19 protein-coding genes are annotated in these 16,799 nt (G+C 60.0%); 10 read left to right on the top strand and 9 right to left on the bottom strand.

Translation table 11 applies throughout. The annotated features are described in order from the left end of the window. Positions 1-187: 187 nt before the first annotated feature. The 5 genes from EN990_RS00095 to EN990_RS00075 are packed head-to-tail and all read right to left on the bottom strand — an operon-like array spanning position 188 to position 4,649. Positions 188-727, bottom strand: a complete 540-nt coding sequence (locus EN990_RS00095) for a prepilin peptidase (protein WP_063170098.1) — start codon at positions 725-727, stop codon at positions 188-190. 1 nt (position 728) lies between these two features. Continuing rightward, a complete protein-coding gene (locus EN990_RS00090; protein WP_127368012.1) occupies positions 729-1,271 on the bottom strand; it encodes a tetratricopeptide repeat protein in 543 nt (180 codons plus the stop codon). Between the two features lie 52 nt (positions 1,272-1,323). After that, positions 1,324-2,274: a type II secretion system F family protein gene (locus tag EN990_RS00085; RefSeq protein WP_063170096.1), complete on the bottom strand. Its 951-nt coding sequence runs from the start codon at positions 2,272-2,274 to the stop codon at positions 1,324-1,326. Between the two features lie 18 nt (positions 2,275-2,292). After that, the gene (locus EN990_RS00080) at positions 2,293-3,261 is read right to left on the bottom strand and encodes a type II secretion system F family protein (protein ID WP_063170095.1); all 969 of its coding nucleotides are present in this window, start codon (positions 3,259-3,261) and stop codon (positions 2,293-2,295) included. Continuing rightward, positions 3,261-4,649, bottom strand: a complete 1,389-nt coding sequence (locus EN990_RS00075) for a CpaF family protein (RefSeq protein WP_127368011.1) — start codon at positions 4,647-4,649, stop codon at positions 3,261-3,263. Before EN990_RS00075 ends, EN990_RS00080 begins: the two co-directional genes overlap by 1 nt. A 531-nt stretch (positions 4,650-5,180) precedes the next feature. Between EN990_RS00075 and EN990_RS00070 the strand changes: the two genes are divergently transcribed. The 10 genes from EN990_RS00070 to EN990_RS00025 all read left to right on the top strand — a co-directional run bounded on the left by EN990_RS00070 (position 5,181) and on the right by EN990_RS00025 (position 13,347). Further along, positions 5,181-5,399 (top strand): Flp family type IVb pilin, encoded by a 219-nt coding sequence (locus EN990_RS00070; RefSeq protein ID WP_127368010.1) that lies wholly within the window; start codon positions 5,181-5,183, stop codon positions 5,397-5,399. Positions 5,400-5,477: 78 nt separating this feature from the next. Further along, positions 5,478-6,512, top strand: a complete 1,035-nt coding sequence (gene cpaB / locus EN990_RS00065; RefSeq protein WP_127368009.1) for a Flp pilus assembly protein CpaB — start codon at positions 5,478-5,480, stop codon at positions 6,510-6,512. Between the two features lie 53 nt (positions 6,513-6,565). Then, positions 6,566-8,011, top strand: coding sequence for a type II and III secretion system protein family protein (locus tag EN990_RS00060; RefSeq protein ID WP_127368008.1), 1,446 nt, complete (start codon positions 6,566-6,568; stop codon positions 8,009-8,011). Beyond that, positions 7,998-8,291 (top strand): hypothetical protein, encoded by a 294-nt coding sequence (locus EN990_RS00055; protein ID WP_127368007.1) that lies wholly within the window; start codon positions 7,998-8,000, stop codon positions 8,289-8,291. Before EN990_RS00060 ends, EN990_RS00055 begins: the two co-directional genes overlap by 14 nt. 71 nt (positions 8,292-8,362) lie before the next feature. Next, positions 8,363-9,892 (top strand): pilus assembly protein TadG-related protein, encoded by a 1,530-nt coding sequence (locus EN990_RS00050; protein ID WP_127368006.1) that lies wholly within the window; start codon positions 8,363-8,365, stop codon positions 9,890-9,892. A gap of 7 nt (positions 9,893-9,899) precedes the next feature. Then, entirely contained in the window at positions 9,900-10,394 is a 495-nt protein-coding gene (locus EN990_RS00045; protein ID WP_164753862.1) for a TadE/TadG family type IV pilus assembly protein, read from the top strand. After that, a complete protein-coding gene (locus EN990_RS00040; RefSeq protein WP_127368004.1) occupies positions 10,388-11,023 on the top strand; it encodes a TadE/TadG family type IV pilus assembly protein in 636 nt (211 codons plus the stop codon). The genes EN990_RS00045 and EN990_RS00040 overlap by 7 nt, the downstream gene beginning before the upstream one ends. Then, positions 11,020-12,183, top strand: coding sequence for an AAA family ATPase (locus tag EN990_RS00035; RefSeq protein ID WP_024502270.1), 1,164 nt, complete (start codon positions 11,020-11,022; stop codon positions 12,181-12,183). Before EN990_RS00040 ends, EN990_RS00035 begins: the two co-directional genes overlap by 4 nt. Beyond that, a complete protein-coding gene (locus EN990_RS00030; RefSeq protein WP_127388221.1) occupies positions 12,167-12,757 on the top strand; it encodes a L,D-transpeptidase in 591 nt (196 codons plus the stop codon). Before EN990_RS00035 ends, EN990_RS00030 begins: the two co-directional genes overlap by 17 nt. Further along, a complete protein-coding gene (locus EN990_RS00025) occupies positions 12,754-13,347 on the top strand; it encodes a hypothetical protein (protein ID WP_127368002.1) in 594 nt (197 codons plus the stop codon). The genes EN990_RS00030 and EN990_RS00025 overlap by 4 nt, the downstream gene beginning before the upstream one ends. Positions 13,348-13,385: 38 nt before the next feature. Here EN990_RS00025 and EN990_RS00020 read toward each other — a convergent pair whose 3' ends face one another. From EN990_RS00020 to EN990_RS00005, 4 genes are all read right to left on the bottom strand, one after another. Further along, the gene (locus EN990_RS00020) at positions 13,386-13,919 is read right to left on the bottom strand and encodes a hypothetical protein (protein WP_013530274.1); all 534 of its coding nucleotides are present in this window, start codon (positions 13,917-13,919) and stop codon (positions 13,386-13,388) included. Between the two features lie 60 nt (positions 13,920-13,979). Next, positions 13,980-14,894 carry a sugar ABC transporter permease gene (locus EN990_RS00015; RefSeq protein ID WP_064994612.1) on the bottom strand — a complete coding sequence of 305 codons (915 nt, stop codon included), beginning with the start codon at positions 14,892-14,894 and terminating at the stop codon, positions 13,980-13,982. Positions 14,895-15,005: 111 nt separating this feature from the next. Next, positions 15,006-16,301 carry a sugar ABC transporter substrate-binding protein gene (locus EN990_RS00010; RefSeq protein ID WP_127368001.1) on the bottom strand — a complete coding sequence of 432 codons (1,296 nt, stop codon included), beginning with the start codon at positions 16,299-16,301 and terminating at the stop codon, positions 15,006-15,008. Between the two features lie 95 nt (positions 16,302-16,396). Next, the coding region (locus EN990_RS00005; RefSeq protein WP_164766072.1) for a carbohydrate ABC transporter permease at positions 16,397-16,799 on the bottom strand (403 nt) is incomplete at its 5' end.

Genomic DNA, 16,799 nt, shown 5'->3' with positions numbered 1-16,799 from the left:
TCAACCTGATAGGAATTTTTTCTTGACTCCCTGCACTCAGCTATGGTACATTTTTGTCCATGGTGCTGATTTGCGCCAGTGACCCGCCGCACAGGCGGGTTTTTCGTTTGTTCCGTCAGCCAACGCGCCGGCGAAGGCTTCGGGGAAGTGTCGATCGCAGCGCGTTCAGCCGCGCGAACTGTCGAGGTCAGTTGAGCTGATTGAGGATCCCAGAACTGCTCGCCAGGATCAAGCTCTTGTAGATCAGGAACGCCAGCGTACAGATCGCGGCCAGCGAGGTCGGCACGCCGAACGGCACCACCCCCTTGCGGTCCAGATGCTGGACGATGAGCCGAAAAGCGCCCGCCGGCAGCAGGAATGGGTTTTTCACGATCGCGGCAGTGGCCAAGGCGAAAACCAGGAGCAGCACCGAAAACACCGCGAGACCGCTGCCGCTGATCAGGAAGGGCACGACTGCTATCAGCTTGACATCGCCGGCGCCGATCTTGCGCAAGGCCCAGAAGGGCAAGAGCGCGACGAACAACAGAAGCCCCGCACTGGTGCTCAGTCCCATGTCCCACCACGACCCGGATTGGAGCGACAGCAACAGCAGGCCCCCGGCGCCCAGACAGAGCAGCAGCAGCACGTCGCGATTGGAAATTTTCTGGGTGGTGAAATCGAGCCAGGCAATCCTGGCCAGCAGAGGGATTGCGAGCACCTTCAGCAGCAGCGCTTCGGCAAGCAACATGCTAGCGCTCGACGTTCTGCACGCTTGACGACAAAAGCTTCAGATTGTTGGCGACGGTCGGGTCGTTGGGCGCCAGCTCGTAAGCCTTGAGGAAGTTCGAGCGGGCATCCTGTAACTTGCCGCGCAGCAGGTAGGAATAGCCGACATTGTTGTAATATTCGGGCGTCGCGCCGCCCAGCTTGAAGGCCCTGGCATAGGCGCGGTCGGACAGGTCGAAACGGTGGATCCGGTCGGTGCAGGCGGCCAGCCCCATCCAGGCGTTGCCGTCATTGGGTGCCAGTTGCGTCGCCTTGAAGAACAGCGCGCCGGCATTGCCGTAATTTTCGGCACGGAACTGGTTCTTGGCTTCGGCGACCGCCTGGTCCGAGGCATAGTATTCGACGTCGCTGACCGTTTTCAGCCCGTCGAAAGCATCGCCAAAAGACGTCACGTCGCCCTTCGACGGCTCGTTGGTGCGCACGACACCGTCGGTTGTGTCCGCCGTCTGGCAACCGGCAAGCACCGCCATGAGCAGACAGGCCGCGGCCGCGATAACCCTCTTCATACGTCCGTCCCCTGGGCCCCCGACTCACATTAGGGCCAAATGATATACTAAACTAGAAGAAAACGCCTCTCATGCGAATGATGACCGGCAACATGATCACCACCATCACGACTGGGAATATACAGAGACCCAACGGAATCATCATCTTGACCGGGAGTGAATTGGCGCGCTCCTCGGCACTCAGAATTCTCTGACTGCGCATTTCGGCGCTATAAACACGCAAGGCATCGGTGAGGCTGGTGCCGAGTTCTTCCGATTGCCGGAACAGCACCGCTAGTGCCCGCGCCTCCTCAAGGCCTATGCGATCGGCGAGTTCCCGTAACGCCTCCCGCAACGGCTTGCCGGCGCGCAGTTGCAAATTCATGATAGACAGTTGGATCCCCAGCCACTTGTGGGTGGCAGCCATTTCGTGACTCACACGTTCGACCGCCGCCTCAAGGCTCATGCCTGCATCGGCGCATGTGATCATCATGTCCATGAAGTCGGGAAAGGCACGGCGATAGATTCGTTTCTGACCATTCTCGAAGCGATCGAGCATGATGCTCGGAATCACCATGCAGGCCAGGCCGAACAAAGCAGAGCCGGCAAAAGTTATGAAACCAGGCAGCTGTGGTGGAAGGACCCGCGACAGCAGGGCATAGATGGCCAAAAACCCAATGCAGACTGCAACCAGACGGGACAGGGTGTAAACCAGCGGTGCACTTGATTTGTAAAAGCCGGCACGAAAGAGCTTCGCCTCCAAAGCATTCGGCTCATCGCGCTCCTTTTCGATCGACTTGAAGTAGGCGTCGACTGGCCGTTGTGCCGCAAGCTTGGCAAGCACGTCCTGTCCAAGCATTGACCGGCGGTCTGTAATTCCTTCGCCCATCAGGCTCTGCGCGACGAGCTTTCGTGTTTGCAGAGCCGGCAGGAAGACGAGCGCACCGAACAGGAAAAAAGATGCCGCCGCCGCAAACACGACGATAGATACCAAGAAACCCAGATCCTGAATATTCGAAAACAATTTTATTCGTCGCCCCTGTTAGAAATCAAAATTAACCATTCGATACATGATGAAATCCCCCAACAAAGCCCACACCCCGAATACGGTGAAGACTGGGAAAATGAGCTGATCGTGCCACACGCCTCCATAATAGGAGGGAGCAAGAAGTTGAAGGATCAAGAACATGACGAGCGGAAACAGTGATATAATCCAGGCCGACACGCGCCCTTCAGCGGAAAGCGCCCGAATTTTCATTCGAAGCTTTTGCCTTTCTCGCAGTACCGAGGATAGGTTGGACAAGATTTCGGTCAAATTACCGCCGGTCTTGGCCTGGATCGACAGGGATACCGACAGCAACTGAAGACCCTCGAAGCCGACACGCTGCGAAAGCTTTCGCACAGCCTGCTCGATGCTGAGACCGAAAGTGATCTCATCGGAGACGATGCCGAACTCGGTGCCGAGCGGATCCGGCATTTCGCGCGCGACCAGACCGATGGCGACCGAAGCCGGGTGTCCGGCGCGCAGCGAACGAACGATCATGTCGAGCGCGTCCGGCAGCTGTTTGGCAAACTTCTGGATTCGCTTGTTGCGGGCGCGCCGGAGGACGAGAAGCGGCAGGACAAGCCCTACGACCAGAAAGATAAGAAGCGACGCCAAAGCGGAAAAATTGAAGAGTACCAGGAGCAACGCCATCGCTAGTCCGACGAGCAGGAATGTCGCGGCGAACGTCAGGGGATTTCCGGTAATGCCGGATTGAGTATAGAGTCTGTTCAGCCACACCATTCCAAAAAGAAAGTCGCCGGAGTCAGTGAGGCCACGCTCCCGCAGCAATCCCTGTAGCGTTTGTTCGGCCGGGACGTCGCCAGCGAGCCGCTTCAATCGGCGATTGACTGCTAGAGACCGAGAGCGGCGGCCGGCAAATGAAAGATAAAGAGCTTCGCCGGCGAGGATGACCGAGGCTGCCGCCAGCATGTAGATGAAGTATAGCAGAGCTTGACCAGTCGGCATCAGAGGGCAACCTGCGGGTTGAAGGCGTCCTTGGCAAAATGATGGCCAAGCGTCGCCGCCTCTGGAGCGAAGCGCGGACGGACACCGGTTGCGCGAAAGTCTCCGACGACCTTGCCCTCGGCCGTCACCTCACGGCGGACGAAATGATAGATTTCCTGAAGCTGCACGACATTGCCCTCCATGCCGGTCAGTTCCGATATGGAGGTGACACGCCTGCCGCCATCCGAGAGCCGCTGTGTCTGGACGATGATGTCGATGGCGGAGGCGATCTGCGCCCGGATCGAATCATGCGTCATCGGCATGCCGGCCATGCCGACCATCTGCTCCAGCCGCGAGATCGCATCGCGCGGCGTGTTGGCATGGATTGTCGTCATCGAGCCTTCGTGGCCGGTGTTCATTGCCTGTAGCATGTCGAAAGCTTCCTCGCCGCGCACCTCGCCGACGATGATGCGGTCCGGTCGCATGCGCAGCGCGTTCTTCAGCAATTCGCGCTGGCGAACCTCGCCCCTGCCCTCGACATTGGGCGGGCGCGTCTCGAGCCGGCCGACATGCGGCTGCTGCAATTGCAGTTCTGCCGCATCCTCGATGGTGATCAGCCGCTCCTTCGAAGGGATGTAGCTCGACAAGGCGTTGAGCAACGTTGTCTTGCCGCTGCCGGTGCCACCCGAAACCAGGATCGATTTGCGCGCCTGGACTGCGATCCGCAGCAGGTCGATCATCGGCGGACGGATCGAATTGAATGCCATCAAACGTTCGAGCGAATAGGGATTCTTCGAGAATTTGCGGATCGATACCAGCGGGCCGTCGACCGAGACCGGCCGCACCGCGATGTTGACACGTGAGCCGTCTTCCAGCCGGGCATCGACCATGGGCGACGATTCATCGACCCGCCTGCCGATAGCCGAAACGATCTTGTTGATGACGCGCAGCAGATGGGCCTCGTCCCGAAACCGGATTGGCGTCTCTTCGACGATGCCCCGCCGCTCGATGAAAACGCGCTTGTGAGTATTGATCAGGATGTCGGTAATGGAATCATCCTTGAGCAGCGGTTCGATCGGCCCGAGGCCCAGCATCTCGTCGGCGGTGTCGCTGGTGAGTTGATCGAGTTCGCGCGCATTCAGCGGCACCGCGCGAGCGCGAACGAACTCGCGCACGATTGGACGGATCTCGTTCAGGATCTCATCCTTGGAAGCACTTTCAAGCGCGGTCAGGTTGAACCGGTCGATCAAGTGGCGATGCAGCTCGACCTTGATCGTCAGGAAATCGTCACCATGCGATTGAATATCAACGGCTGGCAGAAGAGCCGGAGCAACAGGCTGCACCGCCAGCAGCTCGACCTTTGTCACTGCCTGCTGTTCGCTTGGCCCCTTGATGAACCGTCCCAGCATAATTGCTTATACTCCCCTCGGACACGCATTAGCGGAAACTAAACGTTAACCAACGAGCGCACAAGCGCCTGGATGCCCGGCGCACAGCCATTACTTTCGGCATAGTTAAGATCAAGGACCGCAAATCCCTTGATTATTTGATGCAGAGGGCATGCGGAGTTCCCCAAATTTATCCTCAGCTCTCAGGCTCATGCGCCCGCGCCGCGAAAATTAGCAAAACTCCCTCTTAAGTCCTTAGATATAAAGGAATATGCATTTCTTCTAATGCTTCCACGGTTTCGCCACATGAGCGGCTAAATTGTGAATGAATGGTTAAGGGCAATCGAAAAATGAAAAGAATCAATCCCTTGATAAGATTTCACTTTGCAACCTTCTTGCCGAATCAGGTACATGAAAGTTAAGGAACCCTTAATGTCGTTTGACTCTGCATTTTCTCGGGACCTAGGATCGAGATGACGGGGGATGCTTGGGTATGGATTTCATCTCTTGCTCTGTCTCGTCGGGTTCCAACCTCCAAAGGGAGAAATTGACATGAAGAAGCTCATGACGATGACCCGGCAGTTCCGCGACGATGAAAACGGCGCTGCCATGGTCGAATATTCCATCCTCATCGGCATCATTGCCGCGGCGTCGATCGTGACGATCATCGCTATCGGAGTGTGGGTGAACGGCTCGTTCACCAATCTCTGCAGCAAGCTGACGGGCGTTGCTGGCGTGACGAACTGTACTGTTGCTACGGCTACTCCCTGATCATTTTCCAATCGGGACCCGGATCTGATCCGGGTCCCTGTCGCCCGATATGTTGCCTTTCTTGGGGTTTTTGGGATCATGCGCGCGAACACACTCATCATGATCGTTCTTGCCGGTGTTTTCGGTGTCCTGGCGGTTGTGCTGGTCAATATCTGGCTGGCTGGCCAGCGAAGCGCCATGGCGCAAACGGGCATTGTTCAAGGCAGCACTGTCGTCGTTGCGGCAATGCCGCTGAAGTTCGGCGATACGCTTAGCGCAGACAAATTGCGCGAAGTCGCATGGCCGGCGGGCTCGATTCCAACTGGCGCCTTCAAGACAACGAAAGAGGCCTTGGCCGGCGAAGGCATCAGGCAGGCGCTTCAAACCATTAGCGCCAACGAACCAGTCCTCGCCAGCAAGATCACTGGCCCAGGCCAACGCGCCACGCTTTCGGCGGTGCTTGGCGAAGGCATGAAAGCTGTTTCCATCAGGGTGAACGACGTGCTCGGCGTCGCCGGCTTCGTCTTCCCGGGTGACCGGGTCGATGTGCTGCTGACGCGAACGGTGCGCGGCGATGATGGAGCGGACAAGAGTTTCGTCGATGTGCTGCTGCAGAGCATGAAGGTGCTCGCCATCGACCAGGTGGCCGATGTGAGCAAGGACAGCCCAACCGTGGTGAAGTCCGTAACGCTGGAAGCCAGCACCAAGGACGCGCAGAAGCTGACGCTTGCGGCAGGCGCCGGCCAATTGTCGCTGGCGCTTCGCCAGGCCGCCGCCAGCAAGGGCGAAATGACCGAGCGGGTGACGCTTTCCGACCTGACCGGCGAAACGCCGGCCGATGTCGCCGCCAGGCAGGCGGAGCTCGACAAGAAGGCAGCAGCGGAAGCGGAGGCAGCAGCCGAGCGCAAGCGCGCCGAGGACAAGATTGCCGGGTTGACCCAGGCTGTGGAGCGGGTGGGAAGCCGCCTCGACGAGTTGGGCAAGGTAAAGATTGCTCCGATCGTGATGGCGGCACCGCAGCCGGTCGTCAAGGAAGTGGTCAAATATGTGCAGCCTGAGCCGCCGGCGCGGGCAACGATCGGCGTTTTTCGGGGTGTGAAGCTCGAGACATATGACGTGCCGCGACAACCATGATAAGGTGCGGCTAATAAACGGGACTGCCACCGGCAGCGAGTGGGGAGACGGGGATGCGGGGATATTGCTTAGGGATAGCGACGGCCGCGTTGTCGTGCCTAGGGGCGCTGTTGCTGTCGGGCCTGGCGGCCAATGCGGCCGACCGCTTCATCGATGTGTCGACCCCCAGCGTTCATCGGATTTTCCTGCCGATGTCGCAATCGGTGACGATCCAGGTGAGTGCCAATCTGGGCGACATCGTCGTTGGCGACGAGAAGATCGCCGATGCCCAGCCAATGACCGACCGCACGCTCTACGTCATCGGTAAGGGCGCCGGCACCACCACGGTTAATCTGTTCTCCACCGATAAGCGCTCGCTCGGCGCCCTCCAGATCGAGGTCGGCGTCGATGTCAGCGACATGGCGCAGGCGATCCGCCAGGTCGCGCCAAAGTCGCGCATCGAAGTGGGCTCGGTCAATGGCAAGGTCAGGCTTGGCGGCCATGTCAAGGACGGCGCCACGCTGGCGTCGATCCTGGAGGTTGCGCAGCAATATGGTCCGGACGCTGTCATCAACTCGGTCATCGTAGACGACAGCCAGCAGGTCAATCTGGAAGTGCGCGTGCTGGAAGCCAAACGCAATACAGGCCGCGATCTCGGCGTTTCAATCAAGAGCACGAACGGGAGTGGGACGAGCCGAGTTGGAACCGGCATTGCCACAGTCGACAAGGACGGAGCAGAGCTTGGCGCGGGCGACCTGGTCAGCGGCCTACTGTCGAACACCAATCCCTTCGCGGCGCTGATCACCCGCGTGATAGACAGCAACATCAAGGTCGACCTGATCATCGAGGCGCTTGAGGCCAAGGGCGTGGTTCGCACGCTGGCCGAGCCGAACCTCACCACGCTATCGGGCGAGCCGGCCAGTTTCAACGCCGGAGGCGAAGTCCCCATCCGTAGCGTCGACAAGGATGGACTGATCCAGATCGATTACAAGCAGTTCGGCGTCAATCTCGTGTTCACGCCGGTTGTACTTGACGAAGGCAAGATCCACATCAGGCTGGCGCCAGAGGTCAGCGACCTGACCGGCTTCACCACCGCCGGCGACCCGATCTTCACCAATCGCAAGCTGACAACCGTGGTCGAACTGCGCGACGGCCAGAGCTTCGCCGTCGGCGGGCTGCTGTCAAGCAAAACCACCAAGCAGCAGAACCAGGTGCCATGGCTTGGCCAAGTGCCTGTCATCGGGACGCTGTTTCGCAATTCGAGCAGCCAGAAGGAAGAAACCGAGCTGGTGGTCATTGTCACGCCACACATCGTGCGGCCGGTGAAGCCCGGCGAACAGCTGGCGACGCCGTTCGACAAGACGCGGCCCGCCAACGATCCGGAATTCTTCGTGCTCGGCCAGCTCGAAGTGACCAAGGACATGGTGCGCAAATATGAACTGGGCGAAGGTGTCACCGGCCCCTATGGCCACATGCTCGACTTCAAATCGAAGGACAAGATGCTCTATGTCAAGAAATAGCGCCTTGATCCTTATCCTGTGCGCCAGCGCGCTGTCGGGCTGCGCCGCGGACTATCTGAACCACTACGATTCGGTGACCCTGGCCGCCGGCGACACGCAGAAATACAATTCGCTGCTGCAGACGATCGACCCACTCAATCCGAACTCAAGGAATACGAAGATCGAAGGCGACGGCGCGCGCGCCGCCGCCGTTGCCCAGGGCTACAAATATCCACCGCCACCGCCACCGCCGCCGGCGATCACGGTCAATGTGGGCGGGTCGGGCGTGACGACGCAGTGAACTGAACGGAAGGATGCGGAGGGCGCCGGGCATGCGAGGGGCTCTGGCGCAAGAAAGCAGAGAGTAAGGTCATGTTGGGGACCATTCGTGCCTTCTGGAACGATCAACGCGGCGTCGCGATGATCCTCGTGGCGATCACGCTGCCCGTGCTTATCGGCTTTGCTCTGCTGGCTATCGATATGAGCAGGGCCAACGGACTGCATAACGATCTGCAGAAAGGTATCGATGCGCTTGCGCTTGCGACAGCCGCGGAACTTGATGGCAGATCGGATTCGATCACCCGAGCCGAACTGGCAAAGACGACACTTCTCACCAACAAAACAAAGTTTTCAACATCTGGCAATCATACGCTCGCTTTGGCTGATGTGACCATTAAATATTTAACCGGGATACCTGCCGACGACAGCATCGGGTTGAATGCCGCTGGTGTCGACGCTAATGGCCATGACTGGTCAAGCACCGATCCCAAAGCCGTGTCGTTCTCCTTGGTGACCGTGAATCCGTCCGTCGCGGCGGCAGATGGTGCCGGGGCCTTTGAGGCGATCTTTCCAGCAAGCTTTCTTGGCGGCAATAACACCTTCGATATCAGACCTCAGGCTGTGGCCGGATTTGTCCAGTCGATCTGCGAAACGGTGCCAATCTTCATGTGCAATCCGTTCGAGACGACCGACCCGCTGACCAGCAAGACCATCCAGCAGGCATTCGCGTCGGGCGATACCTACAGTCGCGAGTTCCGTATCCTTAAGGTCGACAGCAATCCTGGTCCCGGTAACTTCGGCCTGCTCGACAACAGCCTCACTTCGCTGCGCGATGCCATAGCAATGGGAACAGCCGGCACTTGCTACAACCGGAATGCAATCACCACAAAAACCGGTGTGACCTTGGGCCAAGTAAGCGCAGGCCTTAACGTCCGCTTTGATCTCTACAGCGGGTCTCTCAATAAATATAACAAGGACTGGGCGTATCGACCGGCAAGCAATGTTCGCAAGGGACAGCAAAGCAATACGTGCAACAAATACGATCCTGCAACCGACGGCCCCCCGGCATCGGCACTGCCGCTCCCGCCCGGCGTATGGGACGCTGGCAACAACGCATATTCGCAGAAGATCACCAACGCCACGACATTCTACGGCAATTATTGGAGTAGCAATCACAAAGCCAGCGTCCCTAACATCCCCAGTTCTACCAACCCGGTATCGAAGACGGCACCGGCGTCTCGATACGATGTCTACAAATATGAAATCGCGACCACTGGTCTTGTTGCAGACAAATCAAAGGGTCCATCAAACGAGAGAGGAACGCCTGCCTGCTTCAATGGCGCGACCCCGACTGCGGATCCCGATCGGCGGCTGCTCAACATGGCGATCGTCGACTGCATCGCCAACCAGGCCAAGATCAACGGGCATACGCAGCTGAAGCCGGACGGATATGCCAGTGTTTTCTTGGTCGCGCCAATTGCGAAATCCAACCCGAGTGACGACCCAGACGGCACCGGCGCCGAGAAGCCTATCAGCCTGGAGATCGTCGACGTTGATGGCGGGTTCGCGAACAACACCCTGGTCGACAAAGCATTTCGCAACGAAGCCCAGTTGTATCGGTAGCGTTGACATGACCAGGTTCGGCAAAATCATTGGACGGTTCCAAGTCGACGAAAGTGGCGCCGCTTTGGTGGAAGCCGCGATCACCATACCACTCGTCTTGCTGTTATCGGCCGGTGTGTTCGAGTTCTCCAATATCCTGAACACCCGGCTGCTTCTCGAAGCCGGCGTTGAGGATGCGGGGCGCTACATGGCACGATGCAGCAGCGACTGGGCGACTTGCAAGGCGCGGGCTCAAAACCTTGCTGCCTATGGGACGGTCGATAGCGGCAACGCCCGGGTGACCGGATGGCTTCCAGCGACAGTTGACATCACCAAGGCGGTCTCGCTGGACGCGGTTGATGCCGCCACGGGCACGCAGCTTTATCTCAGCAGCACGACCAAAGTCGATGTCGTGGACGTCAGCACGTCCTATTCTTATCCGGACGTTGGATTCTGGTCGTATCTTGGCTTTGGAGCCCTGACCCTCAGTGTATCCCATCAGGAACGGGTCATTGGATGGTGATGGAACGCACCAAGTTTTGGGCTAGCCAGTCCGGAACGACAATGGTCGAAATGGCCATAGTGATGCCGCTGCTGTTGACGCTTCTGCTTGGCTTCGTCGATTTCGGCTACGCCTTTTACCAATGGAATGCCGGGAATAAAGCGGTGCAAGCCGGCGCAAGGCTGGCGCAGATCTCAACACCTGTCGCCAGCGGGCTCCTGGCCGAGACGATAACGCAGACTGACCTAACTAAAGTTGGCACTGCGGTACCGGCAAACACTTACAACTATATCTGCACCGCCAACACCGCTGGAAGTGTCTCTTGCGTTTGCGGCACAGGCGCTACATGCCAGAACCTCAATGTAAGCCAAGATGCCTTTAATTTCATTTTTAGCGGCAACAGCAGCCGGGCCGGAATGCAGACATTCCTGCCGATGCTGGCCAAGTCCGAAGTCAGGATTCAATACCAGGCGTCCGGCCTCGGCTACTGGACGCGACCCAGCGGGGCGGTGCCTACCATCACCGTCAGCATCACCAACCATCCCTTCCAATTCTTCTTCCTGGGCGGACTGCTCGGATTCGGAAACATCACCATGCCCTCCATGCTGAGCACAGTCACGGGCGAAGATTTGAAGAGTACCTGGCCATGAACGCCATCAACACCAAGGTCACGCCGACCAAGCGCAAGCAGGTGGCGCTGTTTTCGTCGGATCCGAATTTCAAGCGCGATGTGGCGACGCGGCTCGATGCGCTGGCGATCTATGACGTCAGGGTTTCCGAGACGAGCGATTTTCTGAAAGGACCGCCGGCGGACACACGCCCGGGCATCGTCATCCTCGATCTCGGCAATGGCGAGCTGCTCGGCAGGCCCGGCATCGTCGAGGCGCGCGCGCTGTGGGCCAGCGTGCCGCTGATCGCGGTTTCCGACGAGCTGAGCTCGGAGCAGACGCGCGTTTTGGTGCGCATGAACGCCTCGGACTGGCTGCACAAGCCGCTCGACGGCAAGGAACTGCTCAACGCGGTGACCTTCCACGACACCGGCAACCAGGGAACCAAGAGCCGGATCATCACCTTCATCAGCGCCAGCGGCGGCGCCGGCGCCACGACGCTGGCGCTGTCGGCTGCCGAATTCCTGGCGTCGAAATCGGCTGAGCGCGCCGCGTCCACCTGTCTCGTCGACCTGGATTTCCAGAGCGCCAATTGCGGCGCCTATCTCAATCTGTTCAACCAGTTCGACCTTGCCGGCATCATCGGCCAGCCGGAGCGGCTCGATGTCGAGCTGATGGACGTCATCAAGCTGTCGCGCCCGTCCGGCCTCACCCTCTACGCATTCGAGCGGCCGCAACTGCCGTTCGAGCCGCATGGCAGCGATTTCGTCTTCCGGCTGCTCGACCTCGTCGCCTACCGCTTCGACGACATCGTCATCGACCTGCCCAATCTGGAAACGCCCTGGCACAATTCCGTGCTGTCGACGAGCGACGAGATCTTCATCGTGTTCGAACTCAATGTCGCTTCGCTGCGGCAGGGCAAGCGGCTCTACAAGAAGATCCGCGAGCTGCGCGGCAATGCGGTCAGCATCACGCTGGTCGCCAACAAGCACAAGCGCAAATGGTTCGGGAACCATTTTTCGCGCAGCGAGCTCGAAAAGATCTTCAAGGCGCCGCACATCAAGTCGGTGGCGCTGGACAATGCGCTTCTGACCGATGCGCTGAACAGGGCCATCCCGCCTTCCGAAGTGGATGGGCGGGCGCGCTTCAACAAGGATCTGAAGCGGATGTTCAAAGAGCGGCTCGATGACGCTGCCCGATAGATATCGGATCGCCCCAAAGCTCGCCGGCGCCTGCGTGCTCGGCGTGGCGCTGGCGCTGTCCGTCCACGGCTTCGCCGAGGCGCGATCAGCACTTTCGGAGCGGCCGCCGCTGCCGGCGATGGGGCCCAGCCTGCGCAAGGCCGTCGCCTTTAGAACCGCCGAGCAGCCGGGAACGATCATCATCCGCAAGGACGAGAAGGCGCTTTACCTGGTGACCCGCCAGGGCCAGGCGCTGCGCTACCAGATCAGCGTCGGGCGCGACGGGTTCGGCTGGACCGGCATCGTCAAGGTCGGGGCGAAGACCGAATGGCCGGAGTGGCGCCCGCCGCAGGAAATGCGGGCCCGCCAGCCGGAGCTGCCGAAAATGGTGCCCGCCGGCCCCTACAACCCGCTCGGCGCAAGGGCGCTCTACCTGTCGCGGGACGGGCGCGACACGCTCTACCGCATACACGGCACCAACGACCCGTCGGGTGTCGGCTTCGACGGGACATCGGGCTGTTTTCGCCTCACCAACACGGATGTGATCGATCTTTTCAAACGCGTCGCGGTCGGCGCAAAGGTGGTGGTCCAATGACGATGATCAGCGAACCGGACATGCCGGCGATCGATATCGGAAACCAGGAACAGCGCGAACCGGCTGCCACCGGGAAACCCAGCAAGGCAAAGACGATCGCCGTCATCGTCGCCGGTGGCGCGCTTTTGATCACCACGGTCAACATGGCGGCCGCGGTCTATCTCTATCGGGGCATGAGCGACCTGCGTTTCGTCGAGGCGCGGCTGGAGCAGCTCGGCGCGTTCGAGCAGCGGATCGCGGCCCGGCTCGACACAGTCAACAACGGTTTTCAGAGCCGGTTCGAGAAACTGGACAGCCAGTTGCAAGGCAGCTTCAACGAGATCGATGCCAGCATTGCCCGGCTGGGGCAGACTATGCCGGTCGCCGGCGGCGAGGCCATGCCGGGTGCGGAAGAACCCTCCGAGATCGCCACCAGCACGCTGGCGCAAGCGCCCGAAGCCCTCGGCGGCGAGAGCGCGAGCGAACCCGGCGTCATCGAAGCGCCCGCACCCAGGAGGAGAATCGCATCGGCGTCGCCCCCTGCTCCCAGCTCCAATTACCAGCGCATCCAGCAGCCCGACGGCAAGGTCTATTACCGCCGGATCAACTAGACTTCGGGCGTGGCTGAACGAAGGCCGCTTGGACGGATCTAAAGATCGCGCTGCAGCGCCAGGATGCGGATGGCCCGGACGGACCGCTCCCGCGCCTCGGTGAGAAAGGCGATGTGGCAGTAGGCACAGGCCACGAAGCCCAAAAGCAGCACCAAGCTGTTCTTGAAGGTGAAATCGACGGCCAGCGAATAGGGAAGACCCTTGGGCGACGTGAATTCGGCAATCGTGCTTGCCGTTTCCGAATGGCTGCCGACCGCGATCATCAGCCCGGCGAAAATCAGGGCGATATGGTTGGCGAGGAAGAAGAAAGCCGACCGCTTGGCGTGGCACGCCATCCAGCAGACGATCGATGCGGCGGCAAGGATAGCGGCTTCGAAAGCCATGGAACCGCCCAGCCAGACATCCACCTGCTGCCAAAGCACCGTCGACAAGGGGCGCAGTTCAAGCCATAGCCACCATGCGGTGGGGCTGGCTGGATAGATGCCCAGCAACAAGGTCGCCATGCGCTCCCCTGCCAGGACCGCCAGAATGAGAAACGGAAAGGCGAAAAGCAGAAGCGGCTGGCGTTTCATGTTCCCTCGACAATCTGCAGGCCAGGATAGACCGCATAGATTGCTCAAGGCTTAACAGCCCTACTTCCGGCCCTCTCCCGATTGCGAGCGTTCGAGGACGGCGAAGAAGATCACGGTGAGCAGAAGCACGATCAGCAGCAGCACGAACGCGGCTGCCGCGCCTTCGTTGAGCGAAAGGCCGAGAAAGGCACGGCGATAGGCAAAGAAGCTCAGCACTTCGGTCGCGTTGCCTGGCCCGCCCTTGGTCAGGACATAGGGCAGATCGTAGGTCCGGAATTCGTTGATCAGCTGGATGATGATGGTGATCGCCGCGACCGGCCGAAGCATCGGCAGCGTGATGTAGAAGAATTGCTGCCAGCCGCGCGCGCCGTCCACTTCAGCAGCCTCATAGGGATCGCGCGGCAAAGCGGCGAGCCCGGCGGCGAGGATCAGCACGACGAAGGACATTTGCTGCCAGATGTCGATCGCCGCCATCGTCCAGAGTGCCATGCCTGGCGTGCCTAGCCAGTCGAGGCGCGGCAGGCCTGATATCTCCATGAGATGATTGGCGATGCCGAGATTGGGCTGGAGCAGCATGCGCCAGATCAGGGCGACGCTGATCGGCGACATCGCCATGGGAATGGTCAGAACCGCGAAATAGACCGGCTTCATCCGGACCGTCCGGTTGAGCATCAGGGCAATGCCGAGCCCGATCACGAATTCGCCGACCACGGTCACCGCCGAATAGCGCACGGTGAGCCAGAGCGCGTTCCAGAACAGCTCATCGCCGATCATCGAAGCGAAATTCTTGAACCCGACAAGCGGCAGGAGCTGCGGCTTGATCAAGGTCATCGAGGAGATCGAGAGGATGCAGGCATAGGCCAGGGGAAAGCCCATCACGATCGCCAGCAGCAGCAGGCCGGGCAAGGCAAAGGCCCAGCCGGTCCGCCACTCGCGGCCACGGGCAGCCCATCCTTTTTTGATCGCATTGTGCATCGTGGCCGAGCCTTGGTGGGGGTGGCGTTGCTGATCTCGTCAAGATCCGGGGTCTGGAAAATCCGGCGCGGCTGACATCGCCGCGCCGGGTCTCCTTGCCGAGCCGGACCGCTATTTGTCGAGGAGCCCCTGCAGGCCGTCGGAAGCTGCCTTCAGCGCCGCGTCCGATGTCGCCTGGCCACCAGCCGCCAGCGAAAGCTGGGTACCGAGCAGATCCTCGTATTGCGCCGAATAGGTGAAGATCGGGAACGACTTGCCGGTCGCCACCACATCCTGGGCGGTCTTGTAGAAGGGATATTTCGCCAGCACCGCCGCATCGGCATAGACATCGCTGCGCACGGGCGCGTGGCCCTCGAGCGCGCGCTTCACCGAAACATCCTTGCTCTGCACCCACTGGATGAAGGTCCAGGCGGCTTCCTGCTCTTCCGGCGACGTGTTCTTGGGAATGCCCCAGCCCCAACCGCCGCTCTCGCCATGGCCGCCCGGCATCACCGACAGGCCGACCTTGCCGGCGACCGTCGGACACTTCACGGCATCGTCCATCTGCGGCAGCATCCACCAATAGGTGACCATGCTGAAGGCGGAACCGCTGCACATCAGACGCATGGTGTCGTCGAGCGTGGCCGACACGGCACCCTGCTGGGCGCCGCGCTGGATGTTGTCGACATAGAGATCGAGCGCCTTCTTGGCCTCTGCCGTGTCGAGGCTCGCCTTGCCGTCGGCATTGAGATAGCTGCCGCCGGCGGAGAACAGATAGTTGGAGAATTCCATGCTGTTGGGATCGCCGCGCTGGCCCTGCATCGCGGCCCCGGCGACACCGGCATTGGCCTTCATGAATTTGGAAATCGCCACATAATCTTCGAGCGTCGTCGGCAAAGCGAGCTCCTTGCCGGTTGCCGTCTTGTAGGCGGCCTTGAGCTTCTCGTCGCCGATCAGGTCCTTCCGGTAGAGGAGGCCCATCGAGTAGTTGTACATGGGCACCAGGAACAGCTGGTCCTTGGTTCGGCCGAGCAGGTCAAGCGTCGAGGGAATGAAGGGGCTCAGATCGTATTTGGATTTCTCGACGAAGGGTTTCAGGTCGGCCAGCCAGCCGGCCGCCGGAAATTCGCCGGCCCACAGGAAGTCGACCTCGAGCACATTGTAGTAGCTCTGCGGCGCGGTCAGCTGCGACACCAGCTTGTCGTGCATGTCAGGATAGCCGATCTTCTCAAACTCGACCTTGATGCCGGTCTGCTTCTCGAATTCGGGCAACAGCGCTTCAATGATCTTGGTTTCCGGCACGTCCTCCATCAAGGCGTGCAAGGTGATGGGCTCAGCCGCCCTGGCCGGAAGCGATGCGCTGACAACAGCTGCCCCGCTCACGGCCGTCATCAGCATTTTGATCAAGGTCTGCTTGTTCCAAGTCATAACTCTCTACTCCTCTTTCCCTCTGGACGCGGCGGTGATCCCGCCACGATTTCATAACCGGCTAGCGAGCCATGTCGGCTCTCGGAGCGGCCGGCCTATTTCACGCTGCCGAACGTCAAGCCCTGGACGATGAAACGCTGGATGAAGCGGGAAGCCACGACCAGCGGCAGGATGGCAAGGACGACGCCGGCAGAAACCTTGGCGATCTGGACGCCGTTCGAGGTCTGCAACGCCGCAAGCGCAACCGGTATGGTTGCCGTCTTCGGCCCGCTCAAAACCAGGGCAAACAAAAACTCATTCCACGCCAGGATAAAGCCGAGCACGCCGGCGGCCGCGATACCGGGCATCGACACCGGCAGGACAATACGCCAGAAGGCGCCCCAGGCGGTCGCGCCGTCGGTCATCGCCGCCCATTCCAGATCCACTGGAATGCCCTCGAAGAAGCCCACCAGTATCCAGGTCAGGAAAGGCAGGTTGAGCGCGGCATAGACGATGATC

This window comes from Mesorhizobium sp. M7A.F.Ca.US.005.03.1.1, assembly GCF_003997975.1.
Lineage (GTDB): Bacteria > Pseudomonadota > Alphaproteobacteria > Rhizobiales > Rhizobiaceae > Mesorhizobium > Mesorhizobium ciceri.
Note: the sequence above shows the minus strand (reverse complement) of the source record. Positions and strands in the feature narration are given on the sequence as shown.

Bases quoted from the DNA above. Each gene is read 5' to 3' on its own strand.
- EN990_RS00095 (WP_063170098.1), bottom strand. From the start codon at position 727: ATGTTGCTTGCCGAAGCGCTGCTGCTGAAGGTGCTCGCAATCCCTCTG.
- EN990_RS00090 (WP_127368012.1), bottom strand. From the start codon at position 1,271: ATGAAGAGGGTTATCGCGGCCGCGGCCTGTCTGCTCATGGCGGTGCTT.
- EN990_RS00080 (WP_063170095.1), bottom strand. From the start codon at position 3,261: ATGCCGACTGGTCAAGCTCTGCTATACTTCATCTACATGCTGGCGGCA.
- EN990_RS00075 (WP_127368011.1), bottom strand. From the start codon at position 4,649: ATGCTGGGACGGTTCATCAAGGGGCCAAGCGAACAGCAGGCAGTGACA.
- EN990_RS00070 (WP_127368010.1), top strand. From the start codon at position 5,181: ATGAAGAAGCTCATGACGATGACCCGGCAGTTCCGCGACGATGAAAAC.
- cpaB (WP_127368009.1), top strand. From the start codon at position 5,478: ATGCGCGCGAACACACTCATCATGATCGTTCTTGCCGGTGTTTTCGGT.
- EN990_RS00060 (WP_127368008.1), top strand. From the start codon at position 6,566: ATGCGGGGATATTGCTTAGGGATAGCGACGGCCGCGTTGTCGTGCCTA.
- EN990_RS00055 (WP_127368007.1), top strand. From the start codon at position 7,998: ATGTCAAGAAATAGCGCCTTGATCCTTATCCTGTGCGCCAGCGCGCTG.
- EN990_RS00050 (WP_127368006.1), top strand. From the start codon at position 8,363: ATGTTGGGGACCATTCGTGCCTTCTGGAACGATCAACGCGGCGTCGCG.
- EN990_RS00045 (WP_164753862.1), top strand. From the start codon at position 9,900: ATGACCAGGTTCGGCAAAATCATTGGACGGTTCCAAGTCGACGAAAGT.
- EN990_RS00040 (WP_127368004.1), top strand. From the start codon at position 10,388: ATGGTGATGGAACGCACCAAGTTTTGGGCTAGCCAGTCCGGAACGACA.
- EN990_RS00035 (WP_024502270.1), top strand. From the start codon at position 11,020: ATGAACGCCATCAACACCAAGGTCACGCCGACCAAGCGCAAGCAGGTG.
- EN990_RS00030 (WP_127388221.1), top strand. From the start codon at position 12,167: ATGACGCTGCCCGATAGATATCGGATCGCCCCAAAGCTCGCCGGCGCC.
- EN990_RS00025 (WP_127368002.1), top strand. From the start codon at position 12,754: ATGACGATGATCAGCGAACCGGACATGCCGGCGATCGATATCGGAAAC.
- EN990_RS00020 (WP_013530274.1), bottom strand. From the start codon at position 13,919: ATGAAACGCCAGCCGCTTCTGCTTTTCGCCTTTCCGTTTCTCATTCTG.
- EN990_RS00015 (WP_064994612.1), bottom strand. From the start codon at position 14,894: ATGCACAATGCGATCAAAAAAGGATGGGCTGCCCGTGGCCGCGAGTGG.
- EN990_RS00010 (WP_127368001.1), bottom strand. From the start codon at position 16,301: ATGACTTGGAACAAGCAGACCTTGATCAAAATGCTGATGACGGCCGTG.